This window comes from Sphaerochaeta sp. S2 (assembly GCF_016406725.1).
GTDB lineage: Bacteria > Spirochaetota > Spirochaetia > Sphaerochaetales > Sphaerochaetaceae > Sphaerochaeta.
Map to the genome: position 1 here is coordinate 1 of NZ_JAEKNT010000278.1, position 16,887 is coordinate 16,887.

Below are 16,887 nucleotides of genomic sequence, written 5' to 3' on the forward strand. Positions count from 1 at the left end.
GCTCGGGGATATCCCGTATGCAGTCGCTAGTTCTGCCACCGGTGTCTTTTCCTTGAGAGCCTCGACCGCTACTTCTTTTTTGAACGATTCGCTGTAAGGTTTCCTGTTACGTCCCATTTTCTGCTCCGTTTTCAACGGTAACAGCAATTCGTTATTTTTGCACCTCCCTGTCTCAATTCATGGTCTTATTATAGTATTCCATCTCTTGAACATTGAAGAGAAACTCGATAAAGGATACAAGATTCTTATCCCACGTTTCCGCTATGTGCCCATCGCAGACTCTGATGGAATAACGAAGCTGAGGGTCCTTCTCTCCGATATAAAGAGAAAGGATATCCAGGTACTCTTTAGTGGTCTGAACGACAACCTGAAGGAGAAAGTCCTGAAGCACCATCTTATAGCGGAATCTTCCATCTTTCCAAACATTGAAGAGGCAATGAGTAGTAGTCATGAGAGATTGAAGTTGTAAAGAATTAAGTTCTTCGTTGTTTATGTGTTCAACGAGTAAGCGCGAAGTGGATACATACAAGACAGTTCTCTTATGCAACGCATAAAAAGTGGCTTATTTCCCCAAACCTACCGCCATGTCATCAGGGCTTCATTTAGGCTCTCTTCTACCCGCTCTCTTGGATGAATGAAAGACGCAAGGCCATGTCCGGGAAGCATGACGTCAAAATCTATCTTTGAAAGCTTTAAAAGCGTTTTGATATACACCTGCTTGTCGAAGTCGATAGAGCCACTCCAGCCAAAGTGACCATACCCTAGAGTACCTATCACATCACCTGAGAAGAGGACCTTCTTTCCTTTCCATGAAATCAAGAACCCTGTACATCCAAGGGTATGGCCAGGGAGATGAATTGATTGGACTGTAAGGGAACCAACAGTGAACTGCTCATCATCCTCCAAGATTCGATCAACAGATACTGGAGTAAATACACGATGGTACAGGTATCCACAACATCGCTCATCTCCCTTCTCCATCGCATCAGCAGTATAGGCATGAGCAATAAGCTCGATTCCGGCATCTTTCAGGAGATGAGCCCCTTGGGCATGATCATAATGAGGGTGGGTAATCAAAGTAGTTGAAATCTTTCTCGTATCAAGTCCCCATTTCTGCATATTCTCCTGGATTGTTGGCCAAGAATCACCATTGCCTGTATCTATAAGGATGATCTCGGATCCAAGATCAAGTGCATACACATTGCAATCATCAAAAGGACCGCTCACTTGGCTTCCAGTCAGGCCAACGAGACTTCCTCCAACTACATATATATCTGGAAGCAACTGCATAGGCATCCCTCCTTTGGAATCATTGCATCTACGGCCAAAGAGCAGCCTCGATTTCGATGCAGAGCCAATGGTAAATAGGGAGATGCAGTTCTTGGACCTTGAATGTTTCACGTTCAGGAACCTGAATGCATACATCACAATGCTCTTTTAATGCACCACCGGCTTCACCCGTCAAACCAAGTACCGACAAACCTTTTGCACGAGCTACCAAAGCTGCGCTCAATACATTTTTTGCGTTTCCTGAAGTAGATATCCCGATAAAGAGGTCACCAGGATTACCATAACCATAGACCTGTTGTGCATACACAAGGGAAGGATCAACATCATTCATGAAGGCTGTTGAAAGCGCTTGGTGGCTCGATAAGCAGATAGCCTTTACCGCTCCCTCCAAGTTGGAAGCTATTTGGTTTCCCGCTTCTCCCCCAATGTTGCTCAATTGTTGAGCTATCATACCTTCTATCGGGCGTTTACGAACGAACGACTTCATGAGTTCGCCTACAATATGATCAGCATCGGCGCTACTCCCCCCATTGCCTGCAACCAAGAATAGTTTTCCTTCTTGAGCTTTCTTCACCACCAGATCCCGAGCCGCTGCCAAATTAATGGTTATGCTCTTTAGTTGCGGGTAACGTTCTAGCAATTGATCCAATGTATATATCATCGCTCTCTCCTCATACTATGGTCTCTAGCAATTCCTAAGGCTGCCATATCTCCCAGCTGTTCTCCAAGCAAGGATGGTACAACCTCACAATTTGAGTATGGGAGGCTGAGAGTTTCTTCGCGTAGCACCTGGTCCATTATTGGTCGGAACAACTCCTCGTCTCTACTATAGATACTTCCAATGATAATGCGCTGTGGATTGAGCAAGTCGATCAACAAGGCTAGCCCTGAGCCCAACATCTTTGCACTCTGTTCAATGACATGCATCGCAGTAGAATCGCCTTCCTTGGCCAGCTGACAAACCTTTTGGGCACTCACTGTTTTCCCGGTTGCAATTTCATACAGACCGGATATACCTGCACCACTGACGTAGCTCTCCCATGATCCTCTCTTGTAGTAACAATAGGGGCCGGTATCAGCCATCCTCCAATGCCCAACTTCCCCAGCAAGGCCATTGGTTCCCCGATAGAGAGCTCCATCCAAGATCAATCCAGCACCTAAGCCAGTACCGAAGGTCAAGAAAATGATTGAATCAAATCCCTTCCCATTACCCCAATACCATTCGGCCAAGGCACAGGCATTCGCATCATTTTCCAGATACGTTGGAATACCAAAATGCTCTGATACAATGTCCACAATTGGAATATCGTCCCACCCTGGGAGATTGGGAGGTGATTGAATGATTCCACGTTTACTATCAAGAGGCCCCCCACATGAAATGCCAATTGCCTTGATATCTTGAAGGGAGTGGGTAGGAGACAGAAGCAGTTCAACCTCTGCAAAGATGCCCTCTATTACAGCGTCAACTCCAGAAGGGGTTAGAAACTTCCGTTTGTTGATCAACCCACCATTGTTATCCCCAAGGCTGATAGCTGTTTTTGTACCACCAATATCAATGCCAATATATTTCTGTGATTCCATAGAAAACTACCTTACTACCCTTTCACTGAACCGGAGAGAAGCCCTTGAATGAAATATTTCCCAAGGAAAATGTAGACAAGCAGTGTAGGAATTGCTGCAATCAATGCACCTGCCATCTGCACATTCCACTCAATTACCTGGGTTCCTGCCAGATTTTGCAGGGCAACAGTAATTGGTTGGATAGAAGGTCTTTGCGTCAAGACAACAGCAAAAAGGAAATCATTCCAAACACTGGTAAACTGCCAAATAAGTACAACAACCATCGTAGGCAAAGAAATGGGAACCACTACTTTTCTAAAAACGCCGCCGAGACGAAGTCCGTCGATCATCCCAGCTTCGAGCAATTCATCAGGCAGCTTTGCATAGTAGTTACGGAACATGAGTGAAGAGATCGGTAAGCCATAGATGATATGGGTCACGATAAGCCCAGAAAGATGACCGTATAACCCAACGGTATTCATGGTACGAACGAGAGGGATCAAGATACTTTGGTAAGGAATAAACATACCGAAGATGACCAAAGCGAAGATGATATTGGAGTACCTGAACTTAACCTTTGCAAAAATGAACCCTATGATTGCTCCAAAAATCACAGAGAAAAGGCTAACTGGAATTACGAGCAGGAAGCTGTTCTGAATATTCTGACCAAGTTTGACGAACGCCTCTGCATATCCCTCAAACGAAATATTTTGTGCAGGAATCCACATCTCGCTGATTCTTACATCTGCGAATGGTTTCAGACTATTATTGAAAACCACATAGAGTGGAAAAAGGAAAAGGGCTACCGCGATATACGCGAGCGTGTATTTCAGTATCTTGCTTGATTTTTTGGTAATCATTCTGAATCCCCCCTCAGCGTTGAAATGAGATACGGCACGATTACCACAGCAACCAAGATCAGCATGATAATGGAAATTGCAGCACCTTCAGCATAGTGGTTTCCTCGGAAGGTCGTCTCAAACATAAAGAGTCCAGGAAAATCAGTGACGAATGCAGGCCCTTTACCTGTCATTGCATATGCCAAATCAAATATCTTAAGTGAGATATGACCAAGCACAATCATGGCAGAAAACGTGATTGGCTTGATAATGGGAAGAATAACATACCACATGGTAGCTAACTCTCCAGCCCCATCAATCTGTGCAGATTCAATAAGCTGGTCAGGAATACCTCTCAGCCCTGCCAAAAACATTGCCATTGTGTACCCGAGATATTGCCAAGAGGCTGCGATGATGAGTGCAATAAGCGCAACATTGAATCCACCAAGACTATAGGTTGAAGTAAACCACCCAAATGTTGCTTCAAAACCCATCATACGGAATAGAGAGTTTACTCCAACCTCAGGGCTAAAAATCCAACGCCAGAGAACACCAGTTACCACAAAAGAGAGAGAAAGGGGGAATAGATATACCGTTCGTAAGAACGACTCACCCCGCAACTTGGAATAGAGTAGATAGCTGAGAAAGAAACCACCTACGATACAAATAACAAGAAAGAACAGCGTAAAGAAGATTGTATTACGGATATCGGTCTGAAACCGCTGTGAGTCAAACAACCTTTGATAATTCTCAAACCCAACTGAGGTCATGTTTGGAAGAATGCTGTTCCAATCAGTGAAGGAAATCCTAAATGACCATGCAATAAAGCCATAGACAAAAATAAACAGCAAGAGAAGCATGGGCAACAGGATCAACACTGCAAGTCTGCGGTCTTTCTTTGCACAGTACATAAAGCCCCTATCCTATACATAGCACATGATTGTCACCATCATGTAACAATCATTCAATCGTATGGTTTTCTCGAATTTGGAGAAACGCATACCCATTCAATCTAGATATAGTACCTTGCTGTACATAAGCGTACAGCAAGGTACTCCAATACACAAGACAACCTTACTTAGGTGCGTATCGGTCAGCAGCAGCCTGGAACTCAGTGATGGCCTTATCAACGTCCAAGTCAGTTACAAAAACACTCATGATATCGTTGATTCGGGTGAGCCATGGCTCAGAGATGGCAGCGCCGTGAGCAACACTGGGAACGATAGCATCGGATGCAAAATCGTCCATGGCAGCATTCAAATAGCGGTCATACTTTGAACGGTCACCATCGATGCGGGCAGGAATGGATCCCTTGATAGGATTGAAGGCATCCTGTCCTTCTTGTGATGCACAAAGAGTCAACCACTTGATGACATTATCCCGGTTGGGAGCATTCTTTGGCAAACCAAAGGAGTCGCTAAGCATGATGAAGTTGCCTGAAGTACCAGGAGTAGGAACCCAATCCCAATCCTCGCCCTGCTCGAAGCCCTGGGAGTAATAATAACCAGCAGCCCAGTCGCCCATGACGTTCATGGCAGCTTTGCCTTCAGCTACATAGCCTGCAGCATCCATGTTTGCAAGAGCAGCGTGGTCGCGATTGATATATCCCATCATCTTGGCAAAATCATTCAAAGCACTACGTACTTGGGCATCGTTCCACTTAACCTTACCTTCCCAAAGTGCATTGTACTTATCGGGACCAGTATGTGCGAGGATTACGCTCTCAAGCAGGTGGGTTGCAGCCCAGATCTCATTATCACCAAGAGCAAGAGCTGGTATTCCATTCGCCTTGAAGACTTCTGCAACACGGAAGAAGTCAGCCATGGTCTTTGGTGGTTGCAGATTGAACTGTGCAAACAGCTTCGGACTATACCACATTACATTCGAGCGGTGGATGTTCACGGGAATGCTATAAACCTCACCTTCGTAAGAGATGATGTCAATTACATCCGCAGGGAACTTATCCATGTACCCTGCATCTTCCAAGACGAAGGTAATGGGTTCCATGAATCCAGAGACCACCCAGGTATCAATCAATTCGTGACCGGCATGAACCTGGAATGAATCGGGAGGATTCCCACCCTGCATACGGGTAGCAAGAACAGCCTTTGCATTGGTTCCTGCACCTCCAGCAACCGTAGCATTGATGATTTCGATGCCTGGATACTGGCGATCAAACTCATTGTACATCGCCTCCAAGCCATCAGCCTCACCACCAGCGGTCCACCAACTAAAAATCTCCAGGGTATTGCTTTCAGCCTTGGCTTCAGCTGCACCCTGCGCGAAGATCATCGTGGTTGCCATTAAGGCTACCAACAGACCAACCATGATTCTTTTTTTCATAGTTTTCTCCTTTTTCTATGATCAAGACTTCAACGAAGTCATTGCAAACGCAACAATATCTGATCCATCCTCTGCAAGCTAAGCGTAGCAGAGCGAATCGTATGATAATTGACTTTCCAGGAATGACTCATATGAGTCCAAATAGGTGTTCCATCTCGTTTCAGGAGGGCAAGCCATTCACCCAAATCATGCTGTATCATCTTTTCAAATACGAAAGCATGAACGTTTTTATATGCCTCCAGGAATTTCTCATCACCGAAGGTAAGATATGCATCAAGCATCCCTATCAAAAACTCTGCTTGTTGCCAAAATTCCTTACAATCATCATACACCACTGATCCATCAAGAGAGCCTTCCACGTAGACACCACCGTATTCACGATCAACACCATAGGAAACTGCATGATCCAGTAGTTTGACAAACATAGGTTCATATGGCTGTATGGATTTGCCAAGCACTCGAAGAGCATCACTCAGCAACCAGAAGAACTCTACGTTATGCCCATAAGAAGTATTATCAAGGGCATTAGGTTTTGCACCTGAATCATCTGAGAAACGATCCCAACCCCAAATGATGTCAAATTTGATCTGCGGAGCTACCGACCAATCACAATTGAATTGGGGGATTCCAGTCTTGTGAACTGGATGCAAGATCCTTGTATTGATCAAGTCAATGATCTCTTCCAGCTTTCTTCGATGGATAGCCTTTCCACTTGCATTGTACAATGCGGTGTAGGCTTCCATAAGATGCATGTGAACATCAAGAGTTTTTCGGTCTCCTCCACCGCTACCTCCAGATGAGAGGGTCCAGTCACGTTCAAACATTTCCCAATACCCACCATAGGAAGTCTCTGCAGCATAGATTTGGAGAAGATTAAAACACTTCTCTGCATACTCCAAAGCAATTGGATCATCGAAAGTTTTGGCATACGTGCTTAACGCATAGATTGCGAAAGAGTGGCCGTACACGATTTTCTTATCAATGAGAACCTCATTCTTCCGGTTGAACAGCCAGAAGAATCCTTCATGTACAGGGTCCCAATAGTGTTCTATCGCAAAGTAGACACCTTTCTTTGCCAATGTTGCACAACGTCCATCAAGATCGTGATTCAGGGAACAGGCAAGAGAAAGGGAATAGATAGTACGCATATGGGCAAGCAATGATTTCTCATCAACTCCTGAATCCTTGCCTTCAGCGTCCCACTGTGTTAGATAGCCACCCCAATCAGAATCCCAAACCCGATCAAGCCAGAACGGGAGCAACTCATCATGGAGATGTCTCTCCATTTCTTCTTTCCATGTATTTACTTGTCCAACAATGTCCATTGATTCAACTCCTTTTTTCCAACTCACGATACAGACTTACGAAAAATGCATGATTATCAGAGCAGAGGTAGGAAGCATTGCATCCCATTCGACTGAAGGTCTTCATGAACCGCAAATAATATGCAGGATTATCTACAGGAGGCTCTCCCTTGGACCAATCCCAACTCTCTTCTTGCAGGTCAACCACATGAATTGCACAATCAGTGACATGCTTACCTGTATTTCTCACCATCGAGAGAGATTTTTCAAAAATCATCGGAGACATTACAGCTGATCCAACAGAGAGGTACACTCCCCCTTCCAGATTTGAGACACTCTGCACATAGGAGAGGAAATCACGCTCAGCAGTTCTGCCAATAACAGCTCCCCTGTTCGCCTTATGTGTATATATGATATCGTGTCCAAACATTGGATGACTGGTGAAAGGTACTTGTGCTTCCCACGCCAGTGCCTGTGCACTATAGCTGGCATATGGATGAGATATATTCAAACGTGAACCAAAGAGCGAATCGTCCAAATCTGTAATGAGATTAAGCAGATCCAATGCACTGCCTCGTTTGCCTGCAGATCCATCTAACGAAGTGGCAAATGTTTCCAGCTCAGAGCGACTCGGTATTTCCAATCCACCACGGACAATCATTGCCCCAATAGATTCCCCATACCCCAATCCCTCATACGCTCCAACAGCCAAGGCAAGATTGATGTACAAGCCGGTCTCTTCCCAAGTTCCAAACTTGCCTTCCTGGACGTTTGTTCTAACATCCTCGCTACTCTGTCCAAGATAGGAGAACTCCCAATCGTGGATAACTCCAGCACCATTGGTTGCAAGATGAGTCAACCATCCTTTCTGCACCAAATTACCGAGCAGTCGGCCTAATCCATTCTTGATGGTATGAGCTCCGAATGCACACATTACTGAAGCACCACGATTACGTGCCTGAACCATCTCATCAGCAATCAGTGCTGTTTTTTGTTGTAATTTTGTAGGAATTGCAACACTATCTGTTGCTGGATCTACGCAGGAGGACTCGATAAATACCTTGTTCTTCCGTGAAGATAACGGGAAATACGTCATGGTATTTCGATCGAACAGCGCTTGCTTACCTGCTGAAAGGTGATTCATCTTACCCATCACTTCACCTCCCAACCGAGGTATTTACTCAAGGTAGAGGCATGAGAAAAATCAGGAAGCAGAAGGTCAGCTCCACCCAAGACTAGACGGCTCCTTTTCTTCATATTCAAACCGTAACGGCGGACTTCATCACTCAACAACCCCACTGCTAGCAAGCCGTGGCGCTTAGCCTCACGCATCTCAACTGGACCATCTCCGAAGACTACACATGACTCATAGTCTTCGTTCAACCGTGTTTCAATGATTTGCTGAATCACCAACCGTTTAGGGTCATTCGAGACATCTCCGACCGAGCCAAAAATTCGGCCTTCAAAGTAGTTTGCATAGCCAAGTAGTTCTGCTTCACGCTTTACATCATCAACATCAGTACCACTTGCAAGATAGAGTTCTGTACCATGTGAAGAGAGAAATCGCAAGAAATCTATCGATCCTTTGATAGTAACGTCAGTGGCATCAAGCCGCCGGGCACGAATCTCAGCAACCTTTTTATCCACCATGGCCAATAAATCTTTATTGTAAAGCTCTTTATACTGCAGTGCCGTAAGCACTTCCTTCTCAGGAACGTACCCATAATGACGCACCAGTTCAACCAAGTAATGCATTTGCTCGATTGTTTGGATGCCAGTGGTACGATCAATGAAAGCATGTATATCATTCCTGAGTGATTGGATGTCCTTACTGGACAGGGAGCTGTAAGCTTCACCTGCTATTGCAGTGAGCATGCTCTGCTCCATGACTGTTTCCCAGCCCTGTCGTAAAGTTGAGATTGTTCCATCATGGTCGAATATCGCCACCTTGGGGAATCCATTCATTTGTGAAGGCTTTATTATTTCAAGCGGTGTATCCTTCCAATACAGAGCTTTCCTCTCATCATCTGCAATTTCAGGATTATAACGCCAATCAGCTTTCTCAGATAACGAGATAACCTCATCAGCTGATGGGTGACCACATTCATAGAGAACTTTCAGCGAAACCCCCGCACATATATTACCGATGTAGGCAGCTTCCGCCAAATTGGCGCCCCAGGCCCCAGCCACTACCAATCCGGCCAGGAAAGCGTCACCTGCACCTACTGCATCGATTTGTCCAGCAAAATGTATACCAGGGAATGCCTGGATAGCCTCTGCTTCATCTACAGCAATGGCCCCATCAGGACCGAGGGTCAGAACAATTGGTTGCTTGAAATATTTGGCCAACCAGATCGCCAGTTCCTTTCTGTCTAGTGTACAGGAAGGGCCATAGAGAAGGCGTCCTTCCTGTTCATTGAGCTTGTGGATAGTATTCCTGTAAATATCATTCAATTTCCTGCAGTCTGCAAACCATCGAACCCCGGAATCAGAAACAGTACTTTCGATGACCTCATTCAGAGCTTTTTGGAAAGACTCACTATGGAGTCCGCGAGGTACTTGCTCATTGATGATGACTGCATCATATTCAGATAGCTTTTTTTTCAGGGTAGAGAGAAGACCTATGATACTCGCTTCAGTTGGGGTGTTGAAATTACCACTATCAAAACGAGGATGTTCTACTCCTCTCTCAAAGACCTTATGATATACATGCGTTGCCCATGTCTCTTCCTGACGAACAACCCCTTCTGTTTCGATGCCATGTTTCTGCAACAGGGAAATCAGTAAATCACCAAAAAAATCAGAACCTACGATTCCATAGATATCAACTCGTTCTGCTCCAAGGGTTTTGCAATTCACAGCAACATTACAAGCTCCTCCAAGCTCGGGCTTTGAGTTGAGGACTGAGTAGGTTTGCAAGCCAGTTTCTACCGATATTTCAGCCTGTTCAGTCGTTACCTGATAAGCAAGATCTAGACACAGATCACCAATAATCGCAATAGATACTGGTCGCCCTGCATTACGGGCCATCACCTGGCGAATATCAATGTTATTTCCCAAAATACCGTTCACGCTCAATACAGTCTCCCTGCGAGAAGAAAGCTTCTTGAAAATGTAACCGCTTTCATTTCTCTTTATACCAAGCTTAAGCCACCAATACCCAGTTGTCAACCGAATGATCTGAAATTTATTTACATGAGCATGAAACTGCAATTACCCTGTTGTATTTTATTGACAGCAAGAGGGAGTAAGCCTAAGGTATCTGTGAAATGAAACATAAAACCATAGATGATATAGCCCTTGAAGCAGGAGTAAGCAAAGCAACCGTCTCCCGTGTTATCAGCCACCCTGAGATTGTCTCAAAACGTACCCAGGAACGCGTACGTGCCGTGATGGATAAATACTCCTATACCCCTAGTTTGCTGGCACAAGGACTTGCAGGAAGTCCAACAAAAACTATTGGTGTTATCATCGATGAGCTCTCTAACTTTTTCTTTATTGAAATCGCCGAGGGAATTGACCGTATCCTCTCTCCCAATGGGTATTCGATGCTTTTATCAAGTTCACGTTGGGTTGAAGAGAGAGAAATACAGCTTGTACGTTCGCTTATCAGCAACCGTGTGCAGGGAGTGCTTATAGCCCCGATTAGTGAAAACAGCTTTGCTATTCGGCTTCTTCAAGAAGCAGGGATACCTTTTGTTGTAATCAACAGCGTCCCCAAAGATCCTTCCATTTCTTATGTTTGCTGCGACAACCATGAAGGTGGACGTATTGCTGCACAATATCTTAACACCTATCCAAGCGAGCAGATAATTGTTATCACGGGATTTGCTCATCAATCCATCGAGCACCGCCTTGAAGGTTTCTACAACACCATCAAATCACCAGAATCAATCATTCGCTATTCACAGGTAAAGACGCAAGAGGAGGGATACCTTCTCGCTCCTGATCTTATCAAAAAGAATCATATTGATCGTATCAAGACAACACTCTTCATCACCAATGACAACGTAGCAATAGGCATCATCAATCGCCTTGTTGAAGAAGGAATCCGAATTCCTGACCAGGTTTCGATTCTTGGATATGACAACATCCGTATCAGTGAACTTTGTAGAATTCCTCTTACCACTATCAATCAATCCATTACCAACACAGGGGAGCTTGCAGCACAGAGCCTACTCAAACTTCTCAAGAAACAAGACAGCGTCTACCATCACTCGATTCACCCTTCCCTGATACAAAGAGAATCGACAGCTCAGATACCTCAATAACAACAATCCTGGAAAATACCAACTTTAAGTATCTTGTCTTGAGCAATAGACAGGTCTCATATTGATTCAATGTTTTTGCAATCTGACATATCCTGGTGGTTACGTTTACAGATTTCTTTCTGTCCTTCAAGCCATTAATGGCATTCTACTAGACCCTTCCATTTTATATATAAGCTATGACAACCTAAAGGGAGGGTAATTCAGAATAGTAGCTATAGTTGCCTTAGTCATCATCTTCTTCCATTTCTTCGAAGTTTTCAGATAGCTCCAACTCCTGATCTCCCATGGAGAGTGATTGTTTATAGTCATCGGCCATCATGGTCCTATTGAATTCTGCAGTTGGGTTAATTTCATCAACCAATGCTTCTAATTCTTCAAGCGATACATCAAAGAACTCTTTCCGTAAATTTACTTTATTTAATCGGTTTGCATGGAGCCGTTGGTGTAGGGCATTCTCGAGCCCCACTGCATCCTCTGAGAAGATAAAACTATGTACATCGAACTTGAAGGGAACGCTTGCACTGCCCAATTCATCCACACGTTCCTGGGGATCCAGTCGGCGGGTCATGCCAATCTTAAACACATGGTCACCAAAACTACCCAAATTGCTGATAATATACACATTTCCTGCCTTTCCATTTTGCAGTTTGGTAATTTCTTCTTTCTTTTCCTCCACTTGGGCAAGTTGGACATTCAATTCATCCAGTCTTTTCTGGTAGCCTTGCCTTTTTACAGAATCCTCAGGTTCCAAGTCAAATAATGATTGGATTTTCTCTATCTCAGACTGGTACTTTGACTCTTCAAGGGCTATTTGTTTTTTCTGCTCTTCTAGACGTTTTCTTTCTTCGGCCTCTTCCCTCATCTGCTGCCTGAGAGCAAGTTGTTCCTGGCGGGCTTGTTCTTTCTTGATGAAATACTCGTACTCTATCTTAACGGCATTGATGAAGAGGTGCTCCAATTCACCGACAAACTTCCTCATTGTCCCAGCAATCTGTTGATTTCCCTCGGATACGATTACAAGATATTTTGCTATCAAAGACTGTACTTGTAACAGAGCTACGTCAAGTTTTTCATGTTTGAGGTTATAGAGAATGTTTTGCAGTTCTGAACGCAGAGAAAGAACCATGAGCTGGTAGATTGATTGATTCGCCTTCGTTGTATACCTCTGGGCATACGATTCAAGCAGGGAATCAATCTGTTTCTGGTTTGCCCTAAACTCCTTTCGAAGATCCTGATAATTCATGTAGTTCAGGTTGAGCATTACTGTAGGGGCAAGGGAATCGAGATCAGTTTTATCATATTCAGAAAGAGGTTTATAATAGGTACTGGGGATTTCAGCTTCATGAAAATTCAACACTGCATGCTCAACCGCTGCATAAAGCTCCTTGGTTCTAGAAAGTTTCAACTTCAGGTTCTCAAGTTTTTTCTCCAGACTACCGCACTTGCTCTCTAAATCATTTTTCTCAGACCGAAATTCCATGCGCTGGGCGCCCAACTGGATGATCTCAGTATCCAGTCTTTGGATTGTATCTTTAAATTGTTCCATTTTTTTCTGTGCTGATTCCAAGTCAGAGACTCCCAACTGCACAATTCGTCTATTTTCTGCATCTAGCTTCTCCCTAAGGTTCTGGAGAGTTCTTCTTGTAAGAATCAAAATTAGAAGCAATATACAAACCACTACTACGAGAAATATCAATAGTACCATAGAGTGTCCCTCATTCATTTCTTCCGTAATAGGAAGCTGTGTTTCTTCAATAATAGGTACAACCAGCCCTTCTTTTCCTTTGACACTTGGAACAGACGACTGGGGAATTGACGAAGAATCACGCTTGGTTGCGTCCTCTTCTATAATCGAGTAATTAACCTCATCATGTCCGGCCTCAACCAACAGACCTTTTGCATCTGTTGGTAGTGGTGCTGAATACTCTGCAATCAAATTATGCTCAGATTCAGTAGTTTTGACTGACTCCTTCACAAGGGTACCTGGCTCACGACCTGGCTGGTCTTGACTATAAGAAGCCAATGAATCAAATTCTACTAGTTTTGCTTTCGTGGTTTGTGCTGAAGAATCAGCAGGTGGCAGGACATCTGATAGTTCGGAGTTCTGCTCTTCTTGCCTTTCGACAGGTGATTCACTGTCATTCGATGCTATTGATGTTTGACCGTTTGATAGAGGTATCTCTGGTTCCTTGGGTTTCGAAAGCACTTCTTGCTGACTTGGATTTTCCTCTACTACAGAGTTCTCTGCAACATTCGTATTTGCCTGTTGAGTTGTACAACTGACCATGATTATCAGAGGTATAAGTAAAAGGCAAGAAATTGAATAAAGTAGCGAATGGTGTTTTTTCATGTCAACTAGTTTAGTGTATCACGTAAACTAGACTTTGGATGCACGATTTTTCGCTTTCAGCAACCAATAATATCAGGCAACAAGCTTCTGCGCTCCTGGTTATGTTCTATAGTGAAACTTACTGAAGTTACCATAAGATCATACCTGCACCAAGAGTTCTATCATTGTCTTTTTACGAAGGTATCCAACCATTTCCGACCTTTTACCCCTTCTCAGCGAGCTTCGCAACATTGCAACTTTTTCAACTCAATGGAGGAGGATTAGTCTGCCTTGGAAAGTATTAGATACTTATTTGCAAACAGCTCTCTTCTAGAGGTACATGAAATCACTCACCATCTGACTTCAAGGCCTCTAGTATTATGATTTCACGTTTCCAAGCTCCAAGAAATATTTCCACAAAAAATTCAAAATATCTCCACGAGAGTATTTATGTTATAACTCAACCAATTCAAGACCTGTAATACCTGAAGCAGTGAAAAATCTGAACGCCTTCTCACCTGCTCCCTTGAAGATCAGATCATTGATAGGCTCACTCACAAACTGAATTTGGATATCAACTTCCCTTGCAAGGTTGGACAGTTGCCTGCAGGTCTGCCTGATTGTTTTGCTCATCACCGGATAGAGCTTCCAGTTATTACCTCCCAGTATTATCTGGTCAGGATTGAGCACATCAAACATTTCAGCTAGCACTTCCCCAATTTTCTGGGCAGTGTATTCAATACGCTCAGATATCTCATGATCTTTTAATCGACTTAGCAACGTATCACAGTAGGCAAGGCTTCCCATCTGGCGCAGTTGTTCATACTCACCAAGGTCACGGGCGATAGCTGCAAGCGGCACGACGGTTCTCATACACCCGTTATTCCCACACTTCGAGCACTTTCGATCCACTCCAGTCAATTTCAGATGTCCTAATTCGCCCGCAAACCCATGTGAACCACGATACAATTCACCATCGATGATTATTCCAAGGCCAATACCTTGAGTAAAGAACACAAATAATTGGTTCTTATGTCCAGGTTTAAATGGATCGAGCTGACTGAATGCCGCTAAGTTTGCATCATTCTCAATGAGCACCGGGAGATTTGGAAACACAGATTGCAAATGCATCGCAAGATTGACACGTTCGAGCAGTGGATTGGATGCTTGCAACAAGATTTTTGATTGTTCATTGTAAACCGCAGAAACGCCTACAGACAGACAATACAAATGTCCTTCACACTCTGCAAGCAAGGATTGAGAACATGACCTGATGGAATCCATCAATCCCTCAATCGTCAAGGAATCAGGGAGGCTCATACGCTTTGTCTTGACAATGGTGTTTGCGAGGTCAACCAATGCCATCGCGATATACTCCGTATGATGCATATCAAGCACCAACGCATAGGCATATTCTGGGACAAATTCAACTGCTATAGCTTTTCTTCCACCAGTAAAAATGGACTCTTCTTCATATCTGGCAAGCCCTTGATCAACCAGCTGGTTACAGATACTCGACACCGAAGCAAAGGTCAATTCGACCTCTTTTGCCAACTGTCTTTTTGTCATCGGACTACCAACCCGCAAGGCGGAATATACCTTCAGGAGATTCGCTAAACGAACATCAGTAGTCGTAACAAGTGCCATGAATTACCTGCCTTATTTACATGAAGCATACCAAACCACCCTGCTCTGGGCAAGTTACATCCCCAGTAGCCGAGAACCAGTATCGTGGAATATGGCCTTCAAATCTTCCTCACGTACATTGAGAAATCGGAAAATCCTGTGTTGCTCCTCCAAGTAGGGCATAGAGAAACCTCTAGGCAACCAAGACGAATCGGTTGCAAAAATTATCCTTGAGGGTCCCACTGTTTCCAGGAATTTGCGAATAACGTCTTCCAGTGTTAACTGATACGGCATCCACCTAATCCATTGGTTACTACCTGAGGTATCAACATACACATTAGGTCTCGTCCAACAGAGTTGCAACAAATCTCCCATATGGGTACACCCAAAGTGTGGAACGACAAAATTCACATCCGGAAAATCGAGTGAAATCTTTGCAAGACGCAAGGGACTAATGTTATTGGCAACCGGAATTCCCCCTGCTGCCCCGAGCAGACCAAAATGCATCAAGACAGGAACATTGTAGGCTCTACACACCTCCCACAATGGATAATATCGCTCATCATCTATCGGCGTCTCAATTTCTGGGGTAAGCAACTTATATCCCTTTAGAGAGAGATCTCTGAAGGCATGCTCAAGTTGCTCCGCTGCATCCTTAGCATCCGGGCTTTGATGGGCAAACCCCGTAAATCGCTCTGGTGCCATCTGAACTATCTTCGCCAGTCGCTCATTCCCCCCACCAGAAACCCAGACAATTCGCTCAACCTGCTTCTCATCCAAATCCTTCAGGTAGGCGTCTACCATCTCCTCATCTGATTTGGCCTCTTCTGGTGTACCAAAATTGAAGGCTTGCCGCCAGATTTCCCCATAATTGCGGGTATAGGCTGCATTAAACGACACCTTTTTCTGCTTAGGATAATCAGGAAACCATTCGCCCTGTACAGGAAAATGACAATGAAAATCAAATATCGGAAGATTCTGAATCATATATCCATCCTTATTCTTTTACGCCGGTCAAAGCTATTCCTTGGACGATCTGCCGCTGGAACAGCAGAAACACCAAGAACACTGGAATCGTTGCGACAGAAGCGCCTGTCATGACCATCTCCCATTGAGTCTGGAACTCACCATTGAAGAAGGAAAGGCCAATAGGCAGGGTATATCTGCGCACCTGGTTGATTACGATCAGAGGCCAGAGGAATGCATTCCAGTTCCCTATGAACGTAAATATTGCTAGTGCAGAAAGAGCAGGTTTCACTAAAGGAAGCGCAATTCTGGAGAAAATCTTGAACTCTGATAGTCCATCTATACGCCCAGCATCCAAC

Annotated in this window: 15 protein-coding genes; 2 read left to right on the plus strand and 13 right to left on the minus strand. The window is 44.3% G+C overall.

The window, feature by feature from the left end; translation table 11 throughout:
* Window positions 1–205: 205 nt before the first annotated feature.
* Complete coding sequence (locus JF818_RS07950; protein WP_198891486.1) at window positions 206–469, plus strand: STAS domain-containing protein; 264 nt, start codon at window positions 206–208, stop codon at window positions 467–469.
* A 107-nt stretch (window positions 470–576) separates the two neighbouring features.
* Here the strand turns inward: JF818_RS07950 and JF818_RS07955 are convergent, their stop codons facing one another.
* The 9 genes from JF818_RS07955 to JF818_RS07995 form a co-directional block, all read right to left on the minus strand.
* A complete protein-coding gene (locus tag JF818_RS07955) occupies window positions 577–1,290 on the minus strand; it encodes an MBL fold metallo-hydrolase (protein ID WP_198891487.1) in 714 nt (237 codons plus the stop codon).
* 28 nt (window positions 1,291–1,318) lie between these two features.
* Entirely contained in the window at window positions 1,319–1,951 is a 633-nt protein-coding gene (locus JF818_RS07960) for an SIS domain-containing protein (RefSeq protein ID WP_198891488.1), read from the minus strand.
* On the minus strand, window positions 1,948–2,871 hold the full coding sequence (locus JF818_RS07965) for an ROK family protein (RefSeq protein WP_198891489.1): 924 nt from the start codon (window positions 2,869–2,871) through the stop codon (window positions 1,948–1,950). The genes JF818_RS07960 and JF818_RS07965 overlap by 4 nt, the downstream gene beginning before the upstream one ends.
* Window positions 2,872–2,885: 14 nt before the next feature.
* Window positions 2,886–3,710 carry a carbohydrate ABC transporter permease gene (locus JF818_RS07970; RefSeq protein ID WP_233066818.1) on the minus strand — a complete coding sequence of 275 codons (825 nt, stop codon included), beginning with the start codon at window positions 3,708–3,710 and terminating at the stop codon, window positions 2,886–2,888.
* Window positions 3,707–4,600 carry a carbohydrate ABC transporter permease gene (locus tag JF818_RS07975; RefSeq protein ID WP_198891490.1) on the minus strand — a complete coding sequence of 298 codons (894 nt, stop codon included), beginning with the start codon at window positions 4,598–4,600 and terminating at the stop codon, window positions 3,707–3,709. The genes JF818_RS07970 and JF818_RS07975 overlap by 4 nt, the downstream gene beginning before the upstream one ends.
* A 163-nt stretch (window positions 4,601–4,763) precedes the next feature.
* Window positions 4,764–6,032 (minus strand): ABC transporter substrate-binding protein, encoded by a 1,269-nt coding sequence (locus tag JF818_RS07980; protein WP_198891491.1) that lies wholly within the window; start codon window positions 6,030–6,032, stop codon window positions 4,764–4,766.
* A gap of 38 nt (window positions 6,033–6,070) precedes the next feature.
* Window positions 6,071–7,357: an AGE family epimerase/isomerase gene (locus JF818_RS07985; RefSeq protein WP_233066821.1), complete on the minus strand. Its 1,287-nt coding sequence runs from the start codon at window positions 7,355–7,357 to the stop codon at window positions 6,071–6,073.
* 4 nt (window positions 7,358–7,361) lie between these two features.
* The gene (locus JF818_RS07990) at window positions 7,362–8,489 is read right to left on the minus strand and encodes a hypothetical protein (RefSeq protein ID WP_233066837.1); all 1,128 of its coding nucleotides are present in this window, start codon (window positions 8,487–8,489) and stop codon (window positions 7,362–7,364) included.
* Window positions 8,489–10,408 (minus strand): PfkB family carbohydrate kinase, encoded by a 1,920-nt coding sequence (locus tag JF818_RS07995; RefSeq protein WP_370570317.1) that lies wholly within the window; start codon window positions 10,406–10,408, stop codon window positions 8,489–8,491. Before JF818_RS07995 ends, JF818_RS07990 begins: the two co-directional genes overlap by 1 nt.
* A gap of 197 nt (window positions 10,409–10,605) precedes the next feature.
* Between JF818_RS07995 and JF818_RS08000 the strand changes: the two genes are divergently transcribed.
* On the plus strand, window positions 10,606–11,607 hold the full coding sequence (locus JF818_RS08000; RefSeq protein ID WP_198891492.1) for a LacI family DNA-binding transcriptional regulator: 1,002 nt from the start codon (window positions 10,606–10,608) through the stop codon (window positions 11,605–11,607).
* Window positions 11,608–11,830: 223 nt separating this feature from the next.
* On the opposite strand, the gene JF818_RS08005 is transcribed toward JF818_RS08000, so the two are convergent.
* The 4 genes from JF818_RS08005 to JF818_RS08020 form a co-directional block, all read right to left on the minus strand.
* Window positions 11,831–13,894 (minus strand): GIY-YIG nuclease family protein, encoded by a 2,064-nt coding sequence (locus JF818_RS08005; protein ID WP_198891493.1) that lies wholly within the window; start codon window positions 13,892–13,894, stop codon window positions 11,831–11,833.
* 495 nt (window positions 13,895–14,389) lie between these two features.
* The gene (locus JF818_RS08010; protein ID WP_198891494.1) at window positions 14,390–15,583 is read right to left on the minus strand and encodes an ROK family protein; all 1,194 of its coding nucleotides are present in this window, start codon (window positions 15,581–15,583) and stop codon (window positions 14,390–14,392) included.
* Between the two features lie 54 nt (window positions 15,584–15,637).
* On the minus strand, window positions 15,638–16,549 hold the full coding sequence (locus tag JF818_RS08015) for an amidohydrolase family protein (protein ID WP_198891495.1): 912 nt from the start codon (window positions 16,547–16,549) through the stop codon (window positions 15,638–15,640).
* A 10-nt stretch (window positions 16,550–16,559) separates the two neighbouring features.
* Window positions 16,560–16,887: carbohydrate ABC transporter permease (locus JF818_RS08020; RefSeq protein WP_198891496.1), on the minus strand; the 328-nt coding region annotated here is incomplete at its 5' end.